Below are 18,251 nucleotides of genomic sequence, written 5' to 3'. Positions count from 1 at the left end.
GATCTCGGGGTGTGAGGTGGTGCGGAGCGTCGTCGGTCCTCGTCGAGTCTAGTGATGCGCGCGCCGCCGCACCGAGCGACGTCGCGGTGGGATGGAAGGAATCAGGATGCTGCGGACGTCACGAGCGCGATGGCGGTGCCGTCCCACCCCTTGCGGTCGAGGGTCTGCAGGGCGGTCGCGTCGAAGCGCGGGTCGGTGCCCAGCATCTCGAGCGCGGCACGGGTGCCGATGACCATGGGATCGGTCGAATCGGCGTCGGCGACATCTCCCCCGCGGCCGATGTTGTCGAGCACGACGACGGTTCCCGGTCGGCCGAGCCGCGCGGCCCAGTCGAGGTAGAGGGTGTTCGACTGCTTGTCGGCGTCGATGAAGACGAGGTCGAACGGCTCGCCTCCCTCGAGGGTCGGGAGCACGTCGGCGGCGCGCCCCTCGCGCACGTCGACCCGCTCGCTCTCTCCCGCCCGGGCGAGGTTCGCTCGGGCGACGGCGGCGTTCGCGGGCTCGGCTTCGATCGAGATGACGCGCCCGTCGGCGGGCAGACCGCGCACCAGCCAGATCGTCGAGTACCCGCCCAGCGTGCCGATCTCGAGCACGCGGCGAGCACCGCTCAACCGCGCGAGCAGGTGGAGGAGCTTGCCGTTGACGGGCGCCACCTCGATCGCGGGGAGCCCGGCGGCATCCTGATCGGCGACCGCCGCCTCCAGCGCAGGGTCGTGTCCGACGAGGGTTTCGGACAGGTACGCGTCGACCGCGCCGTACGCCTCGGGAGTCAGATCGGCCATGCCGTCAGCCTCGCGGGGCCGCGGTGCGCCGTCAAGCAACGGGCAGTGTGATCGCGGCGCTCGGCGGGTGCGCGTCGGGGTTGCCGTGCACGTCGAGACCCAGCGCGTCCAGGGCGACCGGGAGCAGCGCGTCGGCGGTCCGGCGGTAGCCGAGCGCACTGGGGTGGAACCGGTCGAGGCTGAACATCTCTTCGGGCTCGGAGAGGAACATCGGCCCGACCGTGCGTCGCAGCGAGAACACCGACGCGCCGGCCGCGAGCGCCGCCTCCGCCTGCGCGCTCGCCAGCTGCCGGGACAGCCGCGATGCGAGACTCCGAAGCGGCTGCGGCACGGCCCGGAGAGCGCGCAGGTCTGGGCACGTCGCGACGACGACGGCCGCACCACGGTCGCGAAGGCGCTGGATCGCGTCGGTGAGATGCCCGGTCGAAACGGTCAGCGGAATGCGGTGGGTGACGTCGTTGCCCCCCACGATGATGATCGCGAGGTCGGGGGTGTAGTCGGCGGGGAGGCCGTCGAGCTGCGGCGACAGCGCCGACGATTCCGATCCGACGACGGCCGCGGTGCGAAGGCGCACGGGGCGACGCGTGCGCCGGGCGAGGCTCTTCGCGAGGCGCGCGCCCAGGGTGTCTTTGCGCCGCTCGGCGCCCAGGCCCGCGGCGATCGAGTCGCCGAGGAGGAGGAGTTCGACAGGGGTGCCCTCCAGCGACCGCCGCCACACACGATCCGCGTTCGGGGCCAGCTCGCCCAGGGGCTTGCCGATCCGCCGGCGCGCGACCGCCGCCTGGCGGCGCAACATCTCGCGGAGCGCGACCGCGGTCACCCCGACGCCGGCGACGGACGACGTCACGGCGACGGCCAGACGAGTGGAGCGACCCATGCGACGATTCGACACTGCCCGGGTGAACAGCGTCTGACATCGCCGTATCAGCGGGCTGCGAGACGCGGGATCAGGGTCAGAGATCCGCGAGGGGTTCGACAGCCGGGACCCCGGTGTCACGGATGAGGTACATCCAGGGGAACGCTCGACACCCGACCTCCCACCCGCTCGCTGCGTCGGCCGCTATGGAGGCCCGCCAGAGGACGCGTCGATGTTCCCATTGCGTGTTCGTCTTGACGACCCGGTGCGACAGCATCCCCGCCTCCACCGTGTGCCACCCGGCTCGTCCTGCAAGGGCGAGTTCGGCCATCTCGTCGAACGCCGTGACCGGGCCGATCCATCGCTCGCCGGCGACGTCGGATGGCTCGTATTCGGCGCCACCGAATCGTTGTTGAGCGGCTTGCCGCGTCATCCGGAGCTCAGCCCCGATCAGCGCCCAGCTCGCGCCCCCCGCGCGCGCCGCCGCGACCGAGCGCTGGAGCAGCGCCCGCACTTCGCCTTCGGCGCGGGCGCTGGCAGCAACGAGGGCGAGATGGTCGTCGATGCCGAGATCGTCGACGTCGCCTACCCCGGCGGTCTCCACGACGGCGCGCGCGACGGCATCGGAAAGGTCTGTCACTCGCTCGCGCTCGAGCTCGGAAGCCAGATGGCGGCGGAACCCGCCCGACGCAGCCCTCGCGCGTAGCCCGAGAAGTAGGCACCTGCAACAGCCAACATGACCCCGCCGCCGAGGGCGAAGCCGCCCCAGAAGCCGCCGAAGTCGAGGACGGTGCCGACGAGGAGAAGGGCCGCGCCCACCCCGACCATCGAAAGCGAGAGCGCCGTCAAGGGGGCGAGACGTGGACGAGGTGTCGGTGAGAGAGCCATGGTGTCAACATAACGTTGACACCATGGCTCCGTCAACCTGGAGTTGACATCACGCGAGCGGTTTGACCTCGAGACTTGCTGCGACGTCGCCCGTCCGCACGAAGGCGAATCCGGTGTAGCCGTCGGCGGCGGCGCGTTCGAGGAGGGGCTTCAGGTTCTTCGGCCGCTGTTCCAGGCGCACGCGCGCTCCGTCGGCGATCAGTCCCGCCTTGAGCGCGACGAGTTCGGCGACCGAGACGTCGCGGTCGTGGACCAGGACGATCGCGCGGTCGGCGGCATCCGCATCGCCCTCGAGAAGGTCGACGATCCGCTCGAAGCCGATCGAGAAGCCGACGGCGGGCACGTCCTGACCGAGAAAACGCCCGATCATGCCGTCGTAGCGACCGCCGCCGCCGAGCGAGTAGTCCACGCGGGGGTGCGCGAGTTCGAAGATGGTGCCGGTGTAGTAGCCCATGCCGCGCACGAGGAACGGATCGAAGACGACCGGGATGCTGCGCTCCCCCGGCCGCGCGGCGGCTACGGCGTCGCCGATGCCGACCAGGTGCGCGACGATCTCGTCGGGGATGCCGCCGGGAAGGGCGGTGCGGATGTGCTGGTCGCCGAAGGGCGAGGTGTCGGGGGCGGGTCGGCGCAGGAACTCTCCGAACGCATCCACCGCCGTCGGCGTCGCGCCGCGCTCCGACAGTTCGCGCACGACGCCGTCGGGCCCGATCTTGTCGAGCTTGTCGATCGTGATCAGCACGCGGGGGCGCTCGGCCTCGTCGAAGCCGAAGCTCTGCAGCATCCAGTCGAGTACCCGGCGGTCGTTCACGCGCACGCTGCCGCCCTCGAGACCCAGCGCGTCGAGGGTGTCGAGGGTGGCCGCGATCAGCTCGGCCTCGGCGCGCGCCGTCGCGTCGCCGATGACGTCGATGTCGCACTGCACGAACTGCCGGTAGCGGCCCTTCTGCGGGCGCTCGGCCCGCCAGACCGGTGCGATCTGGACGGCACGGAACACCCCGGGCAGCTCGCCCCGGTGAGTGGCGTAGAAACGCGCCAGCGGCACGGTGAGGTCGTAGCGGAGCCCGAGATCGGTGAGGCTCGCGGGATCGTCGGCCGACGCACGGATCTTGTCAGCGTCGAGCCCCCGGGCGAGCACGTTGAAAGCCAGCTTCTCGTTGTCGCCACCGATGCCGGCGTGCAGTCGCCCGTACTCCTCCATGACCGGAGTCTCGATCTCGTCGAACCCGTGCGCGTGGTAACGCTCACGGATGACGGCGAGCACACGCTCGCGACGGGCCTTCTCGGCGGGGAGGAAGTCGCGCATGCCGCGCGGCGGGTTCACGGTTGCCACGGGTCCATTGTTCCAGGTCGGCTCGCGGAGGCCGGCCGGGACGCAGCGACGGGCTCAGAGCCCGGCTGGCGCTTCTGCCTCGGCGGCCCGGACGTCGGCCTGCAGCGTCCGCAGTCGTTCGCGCAGGGCGCGCTCGGCGTCCCACCCGTGCTCGCGGCCCTCGGCGACCAGCGCGAGCAGCGCGTCGCCGAGGTCGGCCTCGGACCGGGGTCGAGAATCTGTGGGGCGTTCGAGCATCGGCGCGTCGCGCGGAGTCTCAGGCGCGCCGCCGATTCTCGCGGCACCGACTCCGACCTGGGCGGCGCGACCGAGTAGCTTCTGGGCGAGGGCGAGCGACGGCATGTGGGCGGATACGCCGTCGAGCACGCTCGTGCGCTCGCGCTTCTCGGCGGCTTTCGCCGCGTTCCAGTGCACGAGCACCTCTTCGGGGGTGTTCGCCGTCGCGCCGGCGAAGACGTGGGGGTGCCGGCGCACCATCTTCTCGGTCAGCACGCGCGCCACGTCGTCGATGTCGAAGGGGTCGTCGGCGTCGCGCGACGCGATCTCGGCATGGAACAGCACCTGCCAGAGCAGATCGCCGAGCTCTTCGCGCAGCTCAGCGCGGTCGCCGGTCTCGACCGCCTCGATCACCTCGGCACTCTCTTCGACCAGGTACGGCACGAGCGCGCGGTGATCGATCTCCTGCGACCAGACGCAGCGGTCGCGGACGGCACGCATCGTTTCGGCCGCCTCGCGAAGCGGATCTCGACTGCTCATGCGGCGCTCTCTTTCGCTCGGATGCTGCGGTACGCCCGCGCACGGCTCGACACCAATACGGCGGCCAAGACCACCGAGACGGCCGATCCCGCGAGAACCCCGAGTGTCGCCTGGTCGCGCAGCACCGGAGTCGTCGCGAAGGCGAGTTCGGAAAGCAGCAGCGACACCGTGAACCCGATGCCGCCGAGGGCGCCCGCGGCGACCAGATCGGCGATCGGGAGCGGCGGGGCGTCGGTGCGGGCCACCCGCTGGGCGACCCAACCGAAGACAGTGATGCCGATGATCTTCCCCACGGGGAGCGCGACGAGCACACCCCAGAACGCCGGTGACAACTCGCTCGGCGCGACGGCCGGAATGACCACGAGCGCGGCGGCGAAGGCGAACAGCGGCAGAATGACGGCGTTCACCCACGGTTCGAGGGCGTGCCTGACGCGGAGCGCGGGTCGCTGCATCATGATGAGCCCGAGCGCGACGCCCGCGATCGTCGCGTGCACGCCCGAGAGGTAGACGGCGACCCAGGCGGCGATCCCGACGACGACCAGGGCGATGAGCACCAGGATTCTCGCACGGGTGCCGAGCAGACGACTGAGCAGGCCGAACAGACCGACGAGCACCGCGCCCGCGATCATCATTCCGAAGTCGACGTCGGTCGTGAAGAGCACGGCGATGAAGATGATGCCGACGACGTCGTCGAGGATCGCGAGTGCGAGGAGGAAGATCCGCACCGCAGACGGGAGACCCCGCCCGAATACCGCGAGCACCCCGAGCGCGAACGCGATGTCGGTGGCCGTGGGAATGGGCCATCCCCGCGCAGCATCCGATCCGCCCGTGATGACGGCATAGATCACGATCGGCACGACCACGCCGCCCGCGGCGGCGATCGCGGGCTGTATGGCCTTGCGCGGACTGTCGAGCTGGCCGGCGGTGAGTTCGTATTTGAGCTCGACGGCCACCACGAAGAAGAAAACGGCGAGCAGTCCGTCGGCGATCCAGTGATCGATCGACAGGTCGAAGACCCCGGGGATGCCGAGGTGCAGGCCCATGAAGGCCTCGACCCCCGGCCCGAGCGGGGTGTTCGCGACGATGAGGCCCACGGCCGCCGCGATGAGCAGCACGACAGCGGGAAAGCGGGCGGAGCGGAGCAGATTCATGAGGGGTTTCCGTTCGACGAACGTTTCCACCGCGGCGTGTGCGCGGTGAGCCGACCAGACTTCCCGGCACTCCTGCGCACAGTTTACCCGGGCGCCCCCGTGTCAACGGCGTCACCCGGCGGCGCTAGCGTGGAGGGATGCGCGAACTGACCCACACGGAGGCCATCGATCTGGTCGGCCGATTCGAAGCGGGCCAAGAGATCCCCGAGCAGATGCGCGCCGACGTGCGCCTGCTCGGCTCGCTCCTCGGCCGAGTGCTACGAGAGAGCGGCTCACCCGGCCTGTACGAAGACGTCGAGAACCTGCGAACGGCGACGATCCACGCCTACACCGACGAGACCCCCGAGGCTTTCGAGCGTGCCGCGGCGATCGCCGACGGGTTCACAATCGAACGCGCCGACGAAGTCGCCCGTGCGTTCACGGCGTACTTCCACCTCGTGAACCTGGCCGAGGAGCACCAGCGCGTGCGCGCTCTGCGCGAGCGCGACGGCCGCCCCGGCAGGTCGGCCACCGACTCCATCGCGGGCGCGTTCGCGCAGCTGTCGACCGAGGTCGGTGAAGAGACTGCGCTGCACCGTCTGCAGGCACTCCGCTTCCACCCCGTGTTCACCGCGCACCCCACCGAGGCACGTCGCCGCGCGATCTCGAGCAGCATCCGCCGCCTCGCGGAGTTCATCGACGAACGAGACGCGGCGATCCGCGATGGCGCCGACGCGGCTCGCGTCGAGCCGAAGATGATCGAAGAGATCGACACGCTGTGGCGCACCGCGCCGCTGCGCGCCGAGAAGCCGTCGCCCACCGACGAGGTGCGCGCCGTCATGGCGATCTTCGACGAAACGCTCTACACCGCCGTGCCCGACGTCTATCGCCGCGTCGACGAAGCGCTGCAGGGCGCCGACGCAGGTTCCCGCCCGCCGATCGTGCGCCCTTTCGTGCGCGTGGGCTCGTGGGTCGGCGGCGACCGGGACGGCAATCCCTTCGTCACCGCGAAGGTGACGCGAAAGGCCGCGGGGATCGCGAGCGAGCACATTCTGCTGGGCCTCGAGCGCACCGCGCTGCGGATCGGTCGCGGCCTGACCCTCGACGCCACGACGACCCCGCCGAGCGAGGCGCTGGTGTCGCTGTGGCGGCGTCTGCGGGCCGCCGACGAAGACGCCGCCACCGAGATCGCCAAGCGTTCGCCGAACGAGCCGCACCGCCGCATCCTGCTGCTGGTCGCCCGCAAGATCGCGGCCACCCGCAGCCGTGACGCCGACCTCGCCTACCGCGACCCCGAGCACCTGCTCGCAGACCTCCGCACCGTGCAGGACTCGCTCGTCGCCGCCGGTGCCGCCCGTCAGGCGTACGGCCACCTGCAGCACATGATCTGGCAGGTCGAGACCTACGGTTTCCACCTCGCCGAGCTCGAGGTGCGCCAGCACTCCGCCGTTCATCGGGCCGTGCTCGCCGAGCTCGAGGGCGGCGGCCCGCGCAGCGAGCAGACCGAAGAGGTGCTCGAGGTCTTCCGTGCGATCGCTTTCGTTCAGGAACGCTTCGGCCCCCGCGCGGCGGGTCGCTACATCGTCTCGTTCACGCAGTCGGCCGACGACCTCGCGAACGTGCACACGCTCGCCCGCTACGCCATGGGTGAGGGCGCGACGCTCCCCGTTCTCGACGTCATCCCGCTGTTCGAGACTTTCGCCGATCTGCAGGCAGCTCCCGCGATCCTCGCCGAGGTCGTGCACCACCCCGAGTTCGCCGCGCGCCTCGATGCGACCGACCGCCGCCTCGAGGTCATGCTCGGCTACTCCGACTCGTCGAAAGACGTCGGCCCGGTCGCGGCGAATCTCGCCCTCTACGAGGCGCAGGCCCTCATCTCGGCGTGGGCGCGCGAGAGCGCGATCGAACTGACCCTGTTCCACGGCCGCGGCGGCGCCCTCGGGCGCGGCGGCGGGCCGGCGAACTCCGCGATCCTCGCCCAGCCACCGCACTCGGTCGACGGGCGTTTCAAGCTCACCGAGCAGGGCGAAGTCATCTTCGCCCGCTACGGCGACCCCGCCATCGCCATGCGCCACATCGATCAGGTCGCCGCCGCGGTACTCATGGCCTCGGCGCCCTCGAACGAGGATCGCAACCGCGACGCCGCCGAGCGCTACGCCGACGTCGCAGCGACGCTCGACGAAGCATCGCGCGCGCGCTTCTTCGACCTGGTGAAGGCACCGGGCTTCGCCCCGTGGTTCGCGACGGTCACGCCGATGGAAGAACTGGGCCACCTCGCGCTCGGTTCACGGCCGGCGCGCCGCGGACTCTCGGTCGAATCGCTCGAAGACCTGCGGGCGATCCCCTGGGTGTTCGCGTGGACACAGGCCCGCATCAACCTCGCCGGATGGTTCGGCCTCGGCACGGCGCTCGAGGCGGTCGGCGATGAGCACCGCCTGCGTCAGGCCTACGCAGACTGGCCGCTGTTCCGCACCATGGTCGACAACGTCGCCATGAGCCTCGCCAAGGCCGACACCCGCATCGCGCAGCGCTACCTCGACCTCGGCGACCGCGACGACCTCGCCGAGCTCGTGATGGGCGAGATGTTGCTCACGCGCTCGTGGGTCATCCGTGTCACCGCGGGCAAAGAGCTGCTCGACAACAAGCCGGTCCTCCAGCGTGCGGTGAAGATGCGCAGCCCCTACGTCGACGCGCTCTCGCTGCTGCAGCTGCGGGCCCTGCGCTCGCTGCGGGCGGCGGATGCCGCGGCACCGCGCGACCCGGAACAGGAGCGCCTCCTGCTGCTCTCGGTCAGCGGAGTCGCCGCGGGGCTTCAGAACACCGGCTGAGCGCACCGCATCCGCGACTATCGTCTCCCCTGTCACGAACGGCGAGTCGAAGCCGCCACTCACGACAGCGGAAGCGTCGCGCCTGCACGCGAACCCCGCTCCCCTGTCACAAACGGCGGGTCGAACGCGCCACTGGCGACAGGGGAAGTGTGGCTCGGGCGTCAGGCGGGCTGCGGCTCGACGGCTGCCGGCTCGGGGAAGAGCGCGTCGAGCAGTTGCCGCACCCAGGCGATGAGGTTCGCGTCCGAGGCGTCGGTCGGCAGCGGGACGACCATGGCGTCACCGCCCGAGACGAGCTTCGCCTTCGGGTAGAGGCGCTGCAGGCGCACCTTCATCGAGTCGGCGAGATGCGCCGGCGCGACGCGCAGGTTGGGGCCCATGGCCACGACGTCTTCGAGCCCCGCGCGGGCTGCGCGGCGGCGCAGGCGCGCGATGGCGATGAGCCCGTCGACCTCGGCCGGCGGCTCGCCGTAGCGGTCGCGCATCTCGTCGATGACGAGGTCGATCGCGTCGTCTTTCGCGGTGGCGGATGCTGCCGCCGAGAGCTTCTGGTAGGCCTCGAGCCTCAACCGCTCGCTGTCGATATAGGTCTCGGGGAGGCGCGCATCGACCGGCAGCTCGAGGCGCAGTTCCGACGGGCCCTCGGTCTCTTCGCCTCGGAAGGTCGCCACGGCTTCACCGACCATGCGCAGGTACAGGTCGAATCCGACCCCGGCGATGTGGCCGGCCTGCTCGCCGCCGAGGAGGTTTCCGGCGCCGCGGAGCTCGAGGTCTTTCAGCGCGACCTGCATTCCGCTGCCGAGGTCGTTGTTGACGGCGATGGTCTCGAGCCGGTCGGCCGCGGTCTCGGACAGGGGTTTCTGGTCGTCGTAGAGGAAGTAGGCGTAGGCGCGCTCGCGGGCACGCCCGACCCGCCCGCGCAGCTGGTGCAGCTGCGACAGCCCGTACTTGTCGGCACGATCGATGATGATCGTGTTGGCATTGGCGATGTCGAGGCCGGTCTCGATGATCGTCGTCGACACGAGCACGTCGGCGCGGCGTTCCCAGAAGTCGTCGACGACCTGCTCGAGCTGATGCTCGCCCATCTGTCCGTGTGCCACGGCGATGCGCGCCTCGGGCACGAGCTCGGCGAGCTCGGCCGCGACCTTCTGGATCGACTGCACCCGGTTGTGGACGTAGAAGACCTGCCCCTCGCGCAGCAGCTCGCGCCGGATGGCCGCGGCGATCTGCTTCGGGTTGCGCGCACCGACATAGGAGAGGATCGGGTGCCGGTCTTCGGGCGGCGTCTGCAGCGTCGACATCTCGCGGATGCCGGTGACCGCCATCTCGAGCGTTCGAGGGATGGGCGTCGCGCTCATCGCGAGGATGTCGACGTTGGTCTTCATCTTCTTGAGCGAGTCTTTGTGCTCGACGCCGAATCGCTGCTCCTCGTCGATGATCATGAGTCCGAGGTCTTTGAACTGCACCTTCTCGGTCAGGATGCGGTGCGTCCCGATCACCATGTCGATGGTGCCGTCGGTGATCCCGGCCAGCACTTCGCGCGCTTCTTTGTCGGACTGGAACCGCGAGAGGGCGCGCACCTTCACCGGGAAGCCCGCGAACCGTTCGCCGAACGTCTCGGTGTGCTGCTTCACCAGGAGCGTGGTCGGCACGAGCATCGCGACCTGCTTGCCGTCTTGGATGGCCTTGAACGCCGCACGGACGGCCACCTCGGTCTTGCCGAAGCCGACGTCGCCCGAGAGGAGGCGGTCCATCGGGATCGGCTTCTCCATGTCGGCCTTGATCTCGTCGATCGTCTGCAACTGGTCGGGCGTCTCGGCGAACGGGAAAGCCTCTTCGAGCTCGCGCTGCCAGGGGGTGTCGGGTCCGAACGCGTGCCCCTTCGCCGCCATGCGTGCCGAATACAACTTCACGAGTTCGACGGCGATGTCGCGCACCGCCTTGCGGGCACGCCCCTTCGCCTGCGCCCAATCGCTGCCGCCCATCTTCGACAGGGTTGGGGCTTCTCCGCCCACGTAGCGCGAGAGCAGATCGAGCTGGTCGGTCGGCACGTACAGCTTGTCGCCCGGGAAACCACGCTTCGAGGGCGCGTATTCCAGTACGAGGTAGTCGCGGATGCTCTTGACCGCGTTGCGCCCGCCGCTGGACACCTCGCGTTGCGAGAGTTCGACGAACTTGCCGATCCCGTGGGTCGCGTGCACGACGTAGTCGCCGGTCTTCAGCTGCAGGGGATCGACGACGTTACGCCGCTTCGAGGCGAGCTTCTTGACCACCCGCGAGTCGTTCGCGATCGTCCGGCCGTAGAACTCCGCCTCGGTGAGCACCGCGAGGAGAGACGCCGGCATCTCGAACCCGCGCTCGAGCTCGGCGCAGACGAGCCGCACGACCCCCGGCTCGGGGGCTGCCAGAAGGTCTTCTTCGCGGCGGGCGGCGATGCCGCGCTCGGAGAGGACGTCGCGCGCCCTGTCGACGAGACCGGGGCCCGACGCCACGACGACCACGCGCCATCCGCTCGACAGCAACTGACCGACGTGCTCGGTCGCACCGTCGATGTTGCCCTGGAAAGACGGCACCGCCTCGGCGCGGATGCGCACCGAACCGTCGCCGGCGAGGCCGTCGTACTCGGTGCCGCTCAGTTCGGCCGACGCGTCGGCGGCGCCCGAATCGAACGCCGACAGCGACCACCACGCGCCGCCACGGTCGCGCGCTGCGTCGCGGAGCGTGGCGAGTGAGAGGAAGTCGCCCGCGCCGAGGCTGATCGGCGTCTCGGCTCCCGCCGTCGCGGCAGACCACGCCGCATCGAGGAACTCTCGGTTGGTGTCGGCGAGCGTCGTCGCGCGAGCGAACGAGCGCTCGGGGTCGACGAGCGCGACCGCGGCTTCGAGGGGCAGGTACTCGACGAGCGGCACGACGCGATCGAGCAGCGCCGGGGTGAGCGACTCCATCCCCTCGACGGGGATGCCCTCGGCCATCTTCTCGAGAATCGAGCGGAGCGCGGGCAACTCGTCGCGAAGCTCCGCGGCACGGGCCCTCACTTCGGCGGTGAGCAGCAGCTCGCGGCTCGGGACGAGCGAGACGGATGCGACGTCGCCCGGCAACGAGCGTTGGTCGGCGACCGAGAACGCCCGGATCTGGTCGACCTCGTCGCCGAAGAACTCGACGCGGAGCGGGTGGTCGGCGACCGGCGGGAACACGTCGAGGATGCCGCCGCGAACGGCGAACTCCCCGCGACGGGAAACCATGTCGACGCGGTGGTAGGCGCGCTCGACGAGCTGCGCCGACACCGCCTCGAGGTCGTGCCCGCGTCCGCCGACGGTCAGTTCGATCGGAGCGACGTCGGCGAGACCGGCGGCGAGGGGCTGCAGGGCGCTACGGACCGAGGCCGTGACGATCAGGGGTGACGTGCCGTCCCAGGCCGCGATGCGGCGGAGCGCCTCGAGCCGGCGGCCCACCGTCTCGGGACTCGGGCTGAGCCGCTCGTGCGGCAGCGTCTCCCACGCGGGGAAGTGGAGCACCTGGGCTCCGGGGATCAGCGCCTCGAGTGCCGGGCCGAGCGAGTCTGCCCGCCGGCCGGTGGGGGCGATGACGAGCACGGCCGGGGGCTTGCCCGCGGCGCGCCGGCGCTCGATCAGGCCCGCGAGGGCGGGTGCGTGCAGGCCCTCCACCAGCGAGAGGTCGGCGTCGACCACTGCTGCGGCCATCGCCTCCCGGAACGATTCATCCTGCTCAAGGGCGCGCACGATCCCGGGAACTGTCACCGGAGAAGCATACGCGCCACCGTCCCCATCGGGGTTCGGCGCAGCATCCGACCCCCGCGTCGCGCCGGATCATATCCCCGAGAACGCGTGTGACGCGAGGGGCGGCGCGGCTCTCGACCCGGAAACACCGCCCGCCCTAGACTTGCGCCGTCGCAGCCGCCCTGGCTGCCTTCCGCTCGCCGACAGCCAGGAGAAGCCATGAGCAACATCCCGCCCGCCCCCGAGCCGCAGGGCTCGCAGCCCGCCTACCAGCCCCCCGCGCCCGGAGCCTCGGCACAGCCGCCGGCCCCGCAGTACACGCCCGGCGCCTACCCCGCCGCACCCGGCGCGTCGTACGGCAGCGATCCCGCCGCGCAGCCGAAGCCGTCTAACCGGCTCGGGCTCATCGCCCTCATCATCACTCTCGCGGCCGTCATCATCGGCTCCATCGTCGTCTACATGGGCGGCCAGACTCTCGGCGGTCTGGTGGAGTACACCGGAACGACGGGCACCGTCGAGGCGGAGACCCTCCCCGCAGAGGCGCAGTCGGCAGCGGCCTCGGGAGCCCTCGTCACCGCGGTCGGCTTCGGCATCTTCGGCATCCTCGCTCTCTGGGGCTTCATCCAGGGAATCGTGGCCGCGGTGAAGAACCGTGGTCGCGGTTGGGGCATCGCCGCGATCATCCTCGCCGTGATCGGCGGCGGCATCGTCGGCGCCCTCTGGTTCGCCGGCTTCACGGCCGGCGCGGGTCCGTACCTCTCGGCCTGACACGTTCACCGAAGAAGGCCCCGTCTCCTGAGGAGGCGGGGCCTTCTTCGTTCGCGCGCACGGACCGGCTCGATGGACTCGCGCGAAGCGAGCGCTATTCGCGCGGGGCGTGAAAGCGTTGCTGGGCGGCGACGAGGCCCTCGGAGATGAGCTGCTCGACCGCGTCGGCGGCGTCGCCCACGAGGATCGGCAGCGTCTTGCGTTCGGTAGCTCCGAACGGGTCGAGCACCCAGTCGGCCGCGTCCTGTCGTCCGGGCGGCCTGCCGATTCCGACGCGCACCCGGGGGAACTCGGGGCTGTCGAGCGCTTTCGCGACGTCGCGGACGCCGTTGTGCCCGCCGTGCCCTCCCCCGGTCTTCAACTTGATCGTGTCGAAGGGGATGTCGAGTTCGTCGTGCACGACCACGACCCGCTCGGGCGCGATGCTGTAGAAGTTCGCGAGCGCCGAGACGGGGCCGCCCGAGACGTTCATGAAGCTGTTGGGCTTCGCGAGCACGAGCTTCGCACCCCCCGGCCGCAACCAGGTCTCGGCGACGCGCGCCTGCGCCTTGTGCGCGCGGAACGACTCACTGCGCCGAGCGGCGAGTTCGTCGACCACCATCTGCCCCACGTTGTGTCGGGTCGATTCGTACCGCGAACCGGGGTTGCCGAGTCCGACGACGAGCCACGTATCTGCCATACCCACATCCTGCAATGAACGCCCCGCCGGAAACGAAACGAGGGGGCGCACTCGGCGCCCCCTCGACCTTCACGCTCTCGGACTGACCGAGAGCCCGAAGTGAATTACTCGGATTCTTCGGCGGCTTCGGCTTCGATCGCCTGTGCCGCAGAAACGGCGGCGTCGGCCTCGGCGATCTCCTCTTCCGCGGCGAGCGTCGCAGCCGGCACCGAGACGGCGATGATGAGCGCTTCGGGGTCGGCGGCCAGCACGGCACCGCGGGGCAGTTTGAGGTCGCCGGCGGTGATGTGCGTGCCGTCTTCGAGGCCCTCGACGCTGACCTCGAGGTTCTGCGGGATGTCGGTCGCCTCGACCTCGAGCAGCACGGTGGCGCCTTCGAGGTTCGCGATGGTGCCGGGGGCGGGCTCGCCGACGACGTTGATCGGAACGTCGACCGAGACCTTCTCACCCTTCTTCACCACGAGGAGGTCGATGTGCTCGATGATCTGACGCACGGGGTCCTTCTGCACGTCCTTGACCAGGGCCAGCTCGGGGGTGCCGGCGATGTCGAGGTCGAGCAGCGCGTTCGCGCGGCGGATGAGCAGCGAAACCTGGTGGCCGGGCAGCGACACGTGCTTGGGCTCGGTGCCGTGGCCGTAGATGACGGCGGGGATCTTGCCCTCGGCGCGCAGGCGACGGGCGAAGCCCTTGCCGAAGTTCTCGCGCAGTTCGGCGATGACCTTGTTGTCTTCCGACATGGTTGTTCTCCTCGCGGGCATGCGAGCCGCGGTTCGCGGATGCTGCCCAGTGATAGTGGTCTTGGGGTCTGGATTCGACTCGAACGCGAGCGCGTGAGGAAAGCCATGAGCCTGCATCACTGCGTCGATCACGGATGCTGCGTCCGCCCTCACGGGCGACCAGGGCATCCCTCGCCGAAGTTCAAGAATCGAGTCTACCAGCGGCGCCACTACGATGAAGACGCACCCGATTTCCGCCGGAGGACCCCTTGGACGCGAACTTCTTCTCCCACCTCATGCTGTGGATCGTCGGCGGCATCACCGCCGTCGGAGGGCTGGGCCTGGTCGCCGCGCTCTTCTCGATGGGCCGGCAGGGTTCTCGCAAGTACTGAGACGACGGCGTCACTCCTCGTCGCGCAGCTCGATCGGAAGCGACGGCGCAAGACGACGCATGCTGGCGAACGTCGGCACCAGTTGGTCGTACAGCGATGCGAAGACGGGCTGCAGTTGTCGATACACGGATGCTGCGGTGGGGTCGGGGCGAGCTGAGTCGTCGATCGGGATGAGATCCGCCGCCACGTCGATGGAGTCGATCAAGCCGAGCGCCTCCATGCCGAGGAGAGCCGCCCCGAAGCTCGATCCCTCCTGACCCTCGGCGAAGTCGATCCGCATGTCGAACGCCGACGCGAGAACATCGCGCCAGAGATCGCTCTTCATCACTCCCCCGGTCGCCCGCACCTGGGTGATCTCGAGCCCCGCGGCCCGCATGGACTGCAGGACGAGCGCGAGCTGAAGACACACGCCCTCCAGCGCGGCACGGATGAGGTGCTCGCGGGTGTGGCCGCGCGTCAGGCCGATGTAGGCGCCCTTCGGCAATGCACTCCAGTGGGGGGCGCGTTCGCTCAGGAGGTACGGGAGCATGATCAGCCCTCCCGAACCGGGCTGCGCGCGCGCCGCCAGCTCGAGCAGTTCTTTCTCGTCGCCGATCTCGAGCTCGGGGGCGAGAAGAGTGCGCGCCCAGTCGAGGGTCGCTCCCCCGTTGTTGATCGCTCCGCCGACGACCCACCGGTCTTCGGTGAGGGCGTAACAGAAGACCCCGCCCTGCGGGTCGACGGCGGGCCTGTCGACCCCGACCCGCAGAGCGCCACTCGTTCCGATCGAGCAGGCGGCGACCCCGGGGCGGACAGCTCCCACACCGAGATTGGCCAACGGCCCATCGCCCGCTCCGACGACGACAGCCGTGTCGGCGGGGAGCCCCATCGCGGCGGATGCCTCGTCGGTGAGCCCCCTCAGCACGTGGCGGGTGGGCACGAGTTCGGGAAGCTGCTCGACCGAGACACCGGCGATCGCGAGCGCCTCGTCGTCCCAGCTCAGGGTGTGGATGTTCATGAGACCGCTGGCGGAGGCGAGCGAGTGGTCGACGACCAACGCCGCGCACATGCGGACGATCACCCAGTCTTTGATGCCCACCCAGAAGGCGGCGGACTCGTGCAGTTTGGGCTCGAGCTCGCGAAACCACACCAGCTTCGGCAGCGGTGACATCGGATGCAGCGGCGTGCCGGTGCGGCGGTGGAGTTCCAACCCGCCGGGGCTGGCCCGCAGCCGCTCGGCGTGCACGCCCGCCCGAGTGTCGCCCCACGTGACGACGGGCGTCAGCGGCCGGTAGGCGGCATCGAGGGCGAGCAGGCTGTGCATCGCGGACGAGAACGAGATTCCGGCGACGCGCTCCACACCCACGACCGCGACGACGTCCCGGACGGCGGCGTACGCCGCCGCGAGGATCGACTCGGGATCCTGCACCGCGTGGCCCGGGTGCGGCGTCTCCAGCGGATAGCCGTGCGACGCCGTGGCGACCTGGGTGCCGTCGACGGCGAAGGCCACGGCTTTCGTGCTCGTCGTTCCGAGATCCAGGCCGATGACCAGGTCTGCAGCATCCGTCATGATCTGATTCTCGCCTCTCAGGGGGTCGACGTGAGATCGACGACGACCTTGCCGCTGGCCGAGGAGTCTTTCGCGATCTCGAAAGCTCGGAGCGCGTCGACCTGCGGCAGCACGTGCGTGATGACCGCCTCGATCTCGGGCCGCTCGGCGAGGAGGCGCACCGCCTCGTCGATCTCGTCCTTGAACCGGAACACGCCGACGAGCGACACCTCTTTGGCGATGAGCGGGGCGATGTTCAGCGGACGCGGCTCGTTGGGCACCATTCCCACCTGCACGACCGTGCCGCGGCGCCGCACCGCTCCGAAAGCGGCGGTGATCGCGGGAGCCGCCCCCGAGCACTCGAAGACGACGTCGTAGGCATCGGCCTCCAGACGCTCTTCGCTGACGAGGACGACCGCATCCACGCCGAGGGCCGCGGCGCGGGCGAGAGGCTCGGAAAGGACGTCCGACACGGTGACGTGCGCCGCACCGTGCGCCCGGGCGGCGGCCGCCGTCAGGAGCCCGATCGGTCCCGCTCCCGAGACCAGCACGCGGGCGCCGACGAGGGATCCGGCTCGGGCGACGGCATGCAGCGAGACCGCCAGCGGCTCGGCTAGCACGGCGCGACGCACCGGGAGATCTGCCGGGAGCACCCGGATCATGCCCGCGTCGACGATCAGCATCTCGCTCATCGCCCCCTGCGTGTGCGGATGCGTCGAGGCACTGCCGAGGTACGACCCGCCGGGCCAGAGATGCGGCTCGTCTTCGGTGCCGCGCGTCGGCGAGCCGAACCGAGCCGGGTGCACCGTGACCGGGGTCCCGGGTGCCCACTGACCGCTCGGATCGAGGTCGACGCGGCCCGAGAGCTCGTGACCGGGGACGAGGGGCTCGTCGACCGTGAAAGCACCGTTGGCGCCCTCGTAATAGTAGTGCAGATCCGATCCGCAGATGCCGACGTAGTCGACGCGCACGCGCACCTGACCATCGGCGGGCTGCGGTACGGGGACGTCGGTGACGACCAGGTCGAGCTTGCCGTTGATGACGACCGATTTCATGGTCGCTCCTTTCGTTGCCGGGGGCGTCGCGTCGGTCAGACCACGGAGGTCATTCCGCCATCGACGAAGATGTTCTGACCGCTCACGAAGTCGCTCGCCGCGGAGGCGAGGTAGACGAGGGTGCCGCGAAGCTCTTCCGGGCGCCCCCACCGCTGTGCGGGCGTGCGCTGTTCGACCCACGCGGTGAAGGCCGGGTCGTCGACGAGCGCGGCATTCATCTCGGTCGCGAAGTAACCCGGCGACAGGGTGTTCACCTGGATGTTGTGACGAGCGAGGTCTGCCGCCATGCCCCGTGTCAACTGCGCCACCCCGCCCTTACTGGCTGAGTAGGGCGCGATCGTTTGGCGTGCCAGCATCGACTGCACCGAGGCGATGTTGACGATCTTTCCCGAACCCCGCTCGATCATGCCCGGCGCGACGAAACGCGAGACGTAGAAGACGCTCGAGAGGTTCGAGGCGATCACGGCATCCCAGTCGGCCACCGGAAACTCCGCGATGGGCGCGCGACGCTGAATGCCCGCGTTGTTGACGAGGATGTCGGGCACGCCGTGCTCGTCGACCAGCGCGGCGATCGAGTGTTCGACCTCCTCCGGGTTCGTCACGTCGAACCGCACCGACGCCGGGCGCCTGCCGCCGGCGTCGGCGACCAGGTCGGCCGATGACGCCAGCGCCGCCTCGTCGCGTCCGTGCAGGATCAGCTGCGCTCCCGCCCCGGCCAGCGCAATGGCGAGCGACTGGCCGAGGCCGCGGGAGGAGCCGGTGACCAGTGCGGTCTTCCCGGTGAGGTCGAACATGTCCGGCAT

The 18,251-nt window shown here is 70.1% G+C and carries 16 protein-coding genes; 3 read left to right on the top strand and 13 right to left on the bottom strand.

What is annotated here, in order from left to right:
• Window positions 1–101: 101 nt before the first annotated feature.
• From ACFXQA_RS07820 to nhaA, 7 genes are all read right to left on the bottom strand, one after another.
• The gene (locus ACFXQA_RS07820; protein WP_394519257.1) at window positions 102–782 is read right to left on the bottom strand and encodes an O-methyltransferase; all 681 of its coding nucleotides are present in this window, start codon (window positions 780–782) and stop codon (window positions 102–104) included.
• Between the two features lie 31 nt (window positions 783–813).
• The gene (locus ACFXQA_RS07815; protein WP_394519256.1) at window positions 814–1,659 is read right to left on the bottom strand and encodes an SGNH/GDSL hydrolase family protein; all 846 of its coding nucleotides are present in this window, start codon (window positions 1,657–1,659) and stop codon (window positions 814–816) included.
• A 76-nt stretch (window positions 1,660–1,735) separates the two neighbouring features.
• The gene (locus tag ACFXQA_RS07810) at window positions 1,736–2,278 is read right to left on the bottom strand and encodes a hypothetical protein (protein ID WP_394519255.1); all 543 of its coding nucleotides are present in this window, start codon (window positions 2,276–2,278) and stop codon (window positions 1,736–1,738) included.
• Window positions 2,275–2,526 (bottom strand): hypothetical protein, encoded by a 252-nt coding sequence (locus tag ACFXQA_RS07805; protein WP_394519254.1) that lies wholly within the window; start codon window positions 2,524–2,526, stop codon window positions 2,275–2,277. Before ACFXQA_RS07805 ends, ACFXQA_RS07810 begins: the two co-directional genes overlap by 4 nt.
• A gap of 49 nt (window positions 2,527–2,575) precedes the next feature.
• The gene (hisS, locus tag ACFXQA_RS07800) at window positions 2,576–3,832 is read right to left on the bottom strand and encodes a histidine--tRNA ligase (protein ID WP_394520212.1); all 1,257 of its coding nucleotides are present in this window, start codon (window positions 3,830–3,832) and stop codon (window positions 2,576–2,578) included.
• Between the two features lie 81 nt (window positions 3,833–3,913).
• The gene (locus ACFXQA_RS07795; RefSeq protein ID WP_394519253.1) at window positions 3,914–4,615 is read right to left on the bottom strand and encodes a MazG family protein; all 702 of its coding nucleotides are present in this window, start codon (window positions 4,613–4,615) and stop codon (window positions 3,914–3,916) included.
• Window positions 4,612–5,766: a Na+/H+ antiporter NhaA gene (nhaA, locus tag ACFXQA_RS07790; protein WP_394519252.1), complete on the bottom strand. Its 1,155-nt coding sequence runs from the start codon at window positions 5,764–5,766 to the stop codon at window positions 4,612–4,614. The genes ACFXQA_RS07795 and nhaA overlap by 4 nt, the downstream gene beginning before the upstream one ends.
• A gap of 137 nt (window positions 5,767–5,903) precedes the next feature.
• Here nhaA and ACFXQA_RS07785 point away from each other — a divergent pair, with 137 nt between their 5' ends.
• On the top strand, window positions 5,904–8,573 hold the full coding sequence (locus ACFXQA_RS07785) for a phosphoenolpyruvate carboxylase (protein WP_394519251.1): 2,670 nt from the start codon (window positions 5,904–5,906) through the stop codon (window positions 8,571–8,573).
• Between the two features lie 161 nt (window positions 8,574–8,734).
• Here ACFXQA_RS07785 and mfd read toward each other — a convergent pair whose 3' ends face one another.
• Window positions 8,735–12,331, bottom strand: coding sequence for a transcription-repair coupling factor (gene mfd / locus ACFXQA_RS07780; protein WP_394519250.1), 3,597 nt, complete (start codon window positions 12,329–12,331; stop codon window positions 8,735–8,737).
• A 198-nt stretch (window positions 12,332–12,529) separates the two neighbouring features.
• Between mfd and ACFXQA_RS07775 the strand changes: the two genes are divergently transcribed.
• A complete protein-coding gene (locus tag ACFXQA_RS07775; RefSeq protein ID WP_394519249.1) occupies window positions 12,530–13,078 on the top strand; it encodes a hypothetical protein in 549 nt (182 codons plus the stop codon).
• A gap of 94 nt (window positions 13,079–13,172) precedes the next feature.
• Here ACFXQA_RS07775 and pth read toward each other — a convergent pair whose 3' ends face one another.
• Both pth and ACFXQA_RS07765 read right to left on the bottom strand, forming a co-directional pair.
• Complete coding sequence (gene pth / locus ACFXQA_RS07770; protein ID WP_394519248.1) at window positions 13,173–13,757, bottom strand: aminoacyl-tRNA hydrolase; 585 nt, start codon at window positions 13,755–13,757, stop codon at window positions 13,173–13,175.
• A 104-nt stretch (window positions 13,758–13,861) separates the two neighbouring features.
• Entirely contained in the window at window positions 13,862–14,494 is a 633-nt protein-coding gene (locus ACFXQA_RS07765; RefSeq protein WP_394519247.1) for a 50S ribosomal protein L25/general stress protein Ctc, read from the bottom strand.
• A gap of 248 nt (window positions 14,495–14,742) precedes the next feature.
• Between ACFXQA_RS07765 and ACFXQA_RS07760 the strand changes: the two genes are divergently transcribed.
• Window positions 14,743–14,865, top strand: a complete 123-nt coding sequence (locus tag ACFXQA_RS07760) for a hypothetical protein (protein WP_394519246.1) — start codon at window positions 14,743–14,745, stop codon at window positions 14,863–14,865.
• Between the two features lie 10 nt (window positions 14,866–14,875).
• Here the strand turns inward: ACFXQA_RS07760 and ACFXQA_RS07755 are convergent, their stop codons facing one another.
• From ACFXQA_RS07755 to ACFXQA_RS07745, 3 genes are read right to left on the bottom strand one after another with little or no spacing between them, the layout of a single operon-like run.
• Entirely contained in the window at window positions 14,876–16,414 is a 1,539-nt protein-coding gene (locus ACFXQA_RS07755) for a gluconokinase (RefSeq protein ID WP_394519245.1), read from the bottom strand.
• A 17-nt stretch (window positions 16,415–16,431) separates the two neighbouring features.
• Window positions 16,432–17,448: an L-idonate 5-dehydrogenase gene (locus ACFXQA_RS07750; RefSeq protein WP_394519244.1), complete on the bottom strand. Its 1,017-nt coding sequence runs from the start codon at window positions 17,446–17,448 to the stop codon at window positions 16,432–16,434.
• A gap of 35 nt (window positions 17,449–17,483) precedes the next feature.
• A complete protein-coding gene (locus ACFXQA_RS07745; RefSeq protein WP_394519243.1) occupies window positions 17,484–18,251 on the bottom strand; it encodes an SDR family oxidoreductase in 768 nt (255 codons plus the stop codon).

This window comes from Microbacterium shimangi, assembly GCF_043556445.1.
Lineage (GTDB): Bacteria > Actinomycetota > Actinomycetes > Actinomycetales > Microbacteriaceae > Microbacterium.
Note: the sequence above shows the minus strand (reverse complement) of the source record. Positions and strands in the feature narration are given on the sequence as shown.

Coding starts and splice junctions, on each gene's coding strand:
- ACFXQA_RS07820 (WP_394519257.1), bottom strand. CDS start 782: ATGGCCGATCTGACTCCCGAGGCGTACGGCGCGGTCGACGCGTACCTG.
- ACFXQA_RS07815 (WP_394519256.1), bottom strand. CDS start 1,659: ATGGGTCGCTCCACTCGTCTGGCCGTCGCCGTGACGTCGTCCGTCGCC.
- ACFXQA_RS07805 (WP_394519254.1), bottom strand. CDS start 2,526: ATGGCTCTCTCACCGACACCTCGTCCACGTCTCGCCCCCTTGACGGCG.
- hisS (WP_394520212.1), bottom strand. CDS start 3,832: ATGCGCGACTTCCTCCCCGCCGAGAAGGCCCGTCGCGAGCGTGTGCTC.
- ACFXQA_RS07795 (WP_394519253.1), bottom strand. CDS start 4,615: ATGAGCAGTCGAGATCCGCTTCGCGAGGCGGCCGAAACGATGCGTGCC.
- nhaA (WP_394519252.1), bottom strand. CDS start 5,766: ATGAATCTGCTCCGCTCCGCCCGCTTTCCCGCTGTCGTGCTGCTCATC.
- ACFXQA_RS07785 (WP_394519251.1), top strand. CDS start 5,904: ATGCGCGAACTGACCCACACGGAGGCCATCGATCTGGTCGGCCGATTC.
- ACFXQA_RS07775 (WP_394519249.1), top strand. CDS start 12,530: ATGAGCAACATCCCGCCCGCCCCCGAGCCGCAGGGCTCGCAGCCCGCC.
- pth (WP_394519248.1), bottom strand. CDS start 13,757: ATGGCAGATACGTGGCTCGTCGTCGGACTCGGCAACCCCGGTTCGCGG.
- ACFXQA_RS07765 (WP_394519247.1), bottom strand. CDS start 14,494: ATGTCGGAAGACAACAAGGTCATCGCCGAACTGCGCGAGAACTTCGGC.
- ACFXQA_RS07755 (WP_394519245.1), bottom strand. CDS start 16,414: ATGACGGATGCTGCAGACCTGGTCATCGGCCTGGATCTCGGAACGACG.
- ACFXQA_RS07750 (WP_394519244.1), bottom strand. CDS start 17,448: ATGAAATCGGTCGTCATCAACGGCAAGCTCGACCTGGTCGTCACCGAC.
- ACFXQA_RS07745 (WP_394519243.1), bottom strand. CDS start 18,251: ATGCCGGACATGTTCGACCTCACCGGGAAGACCGCACTGGTCACCGGC.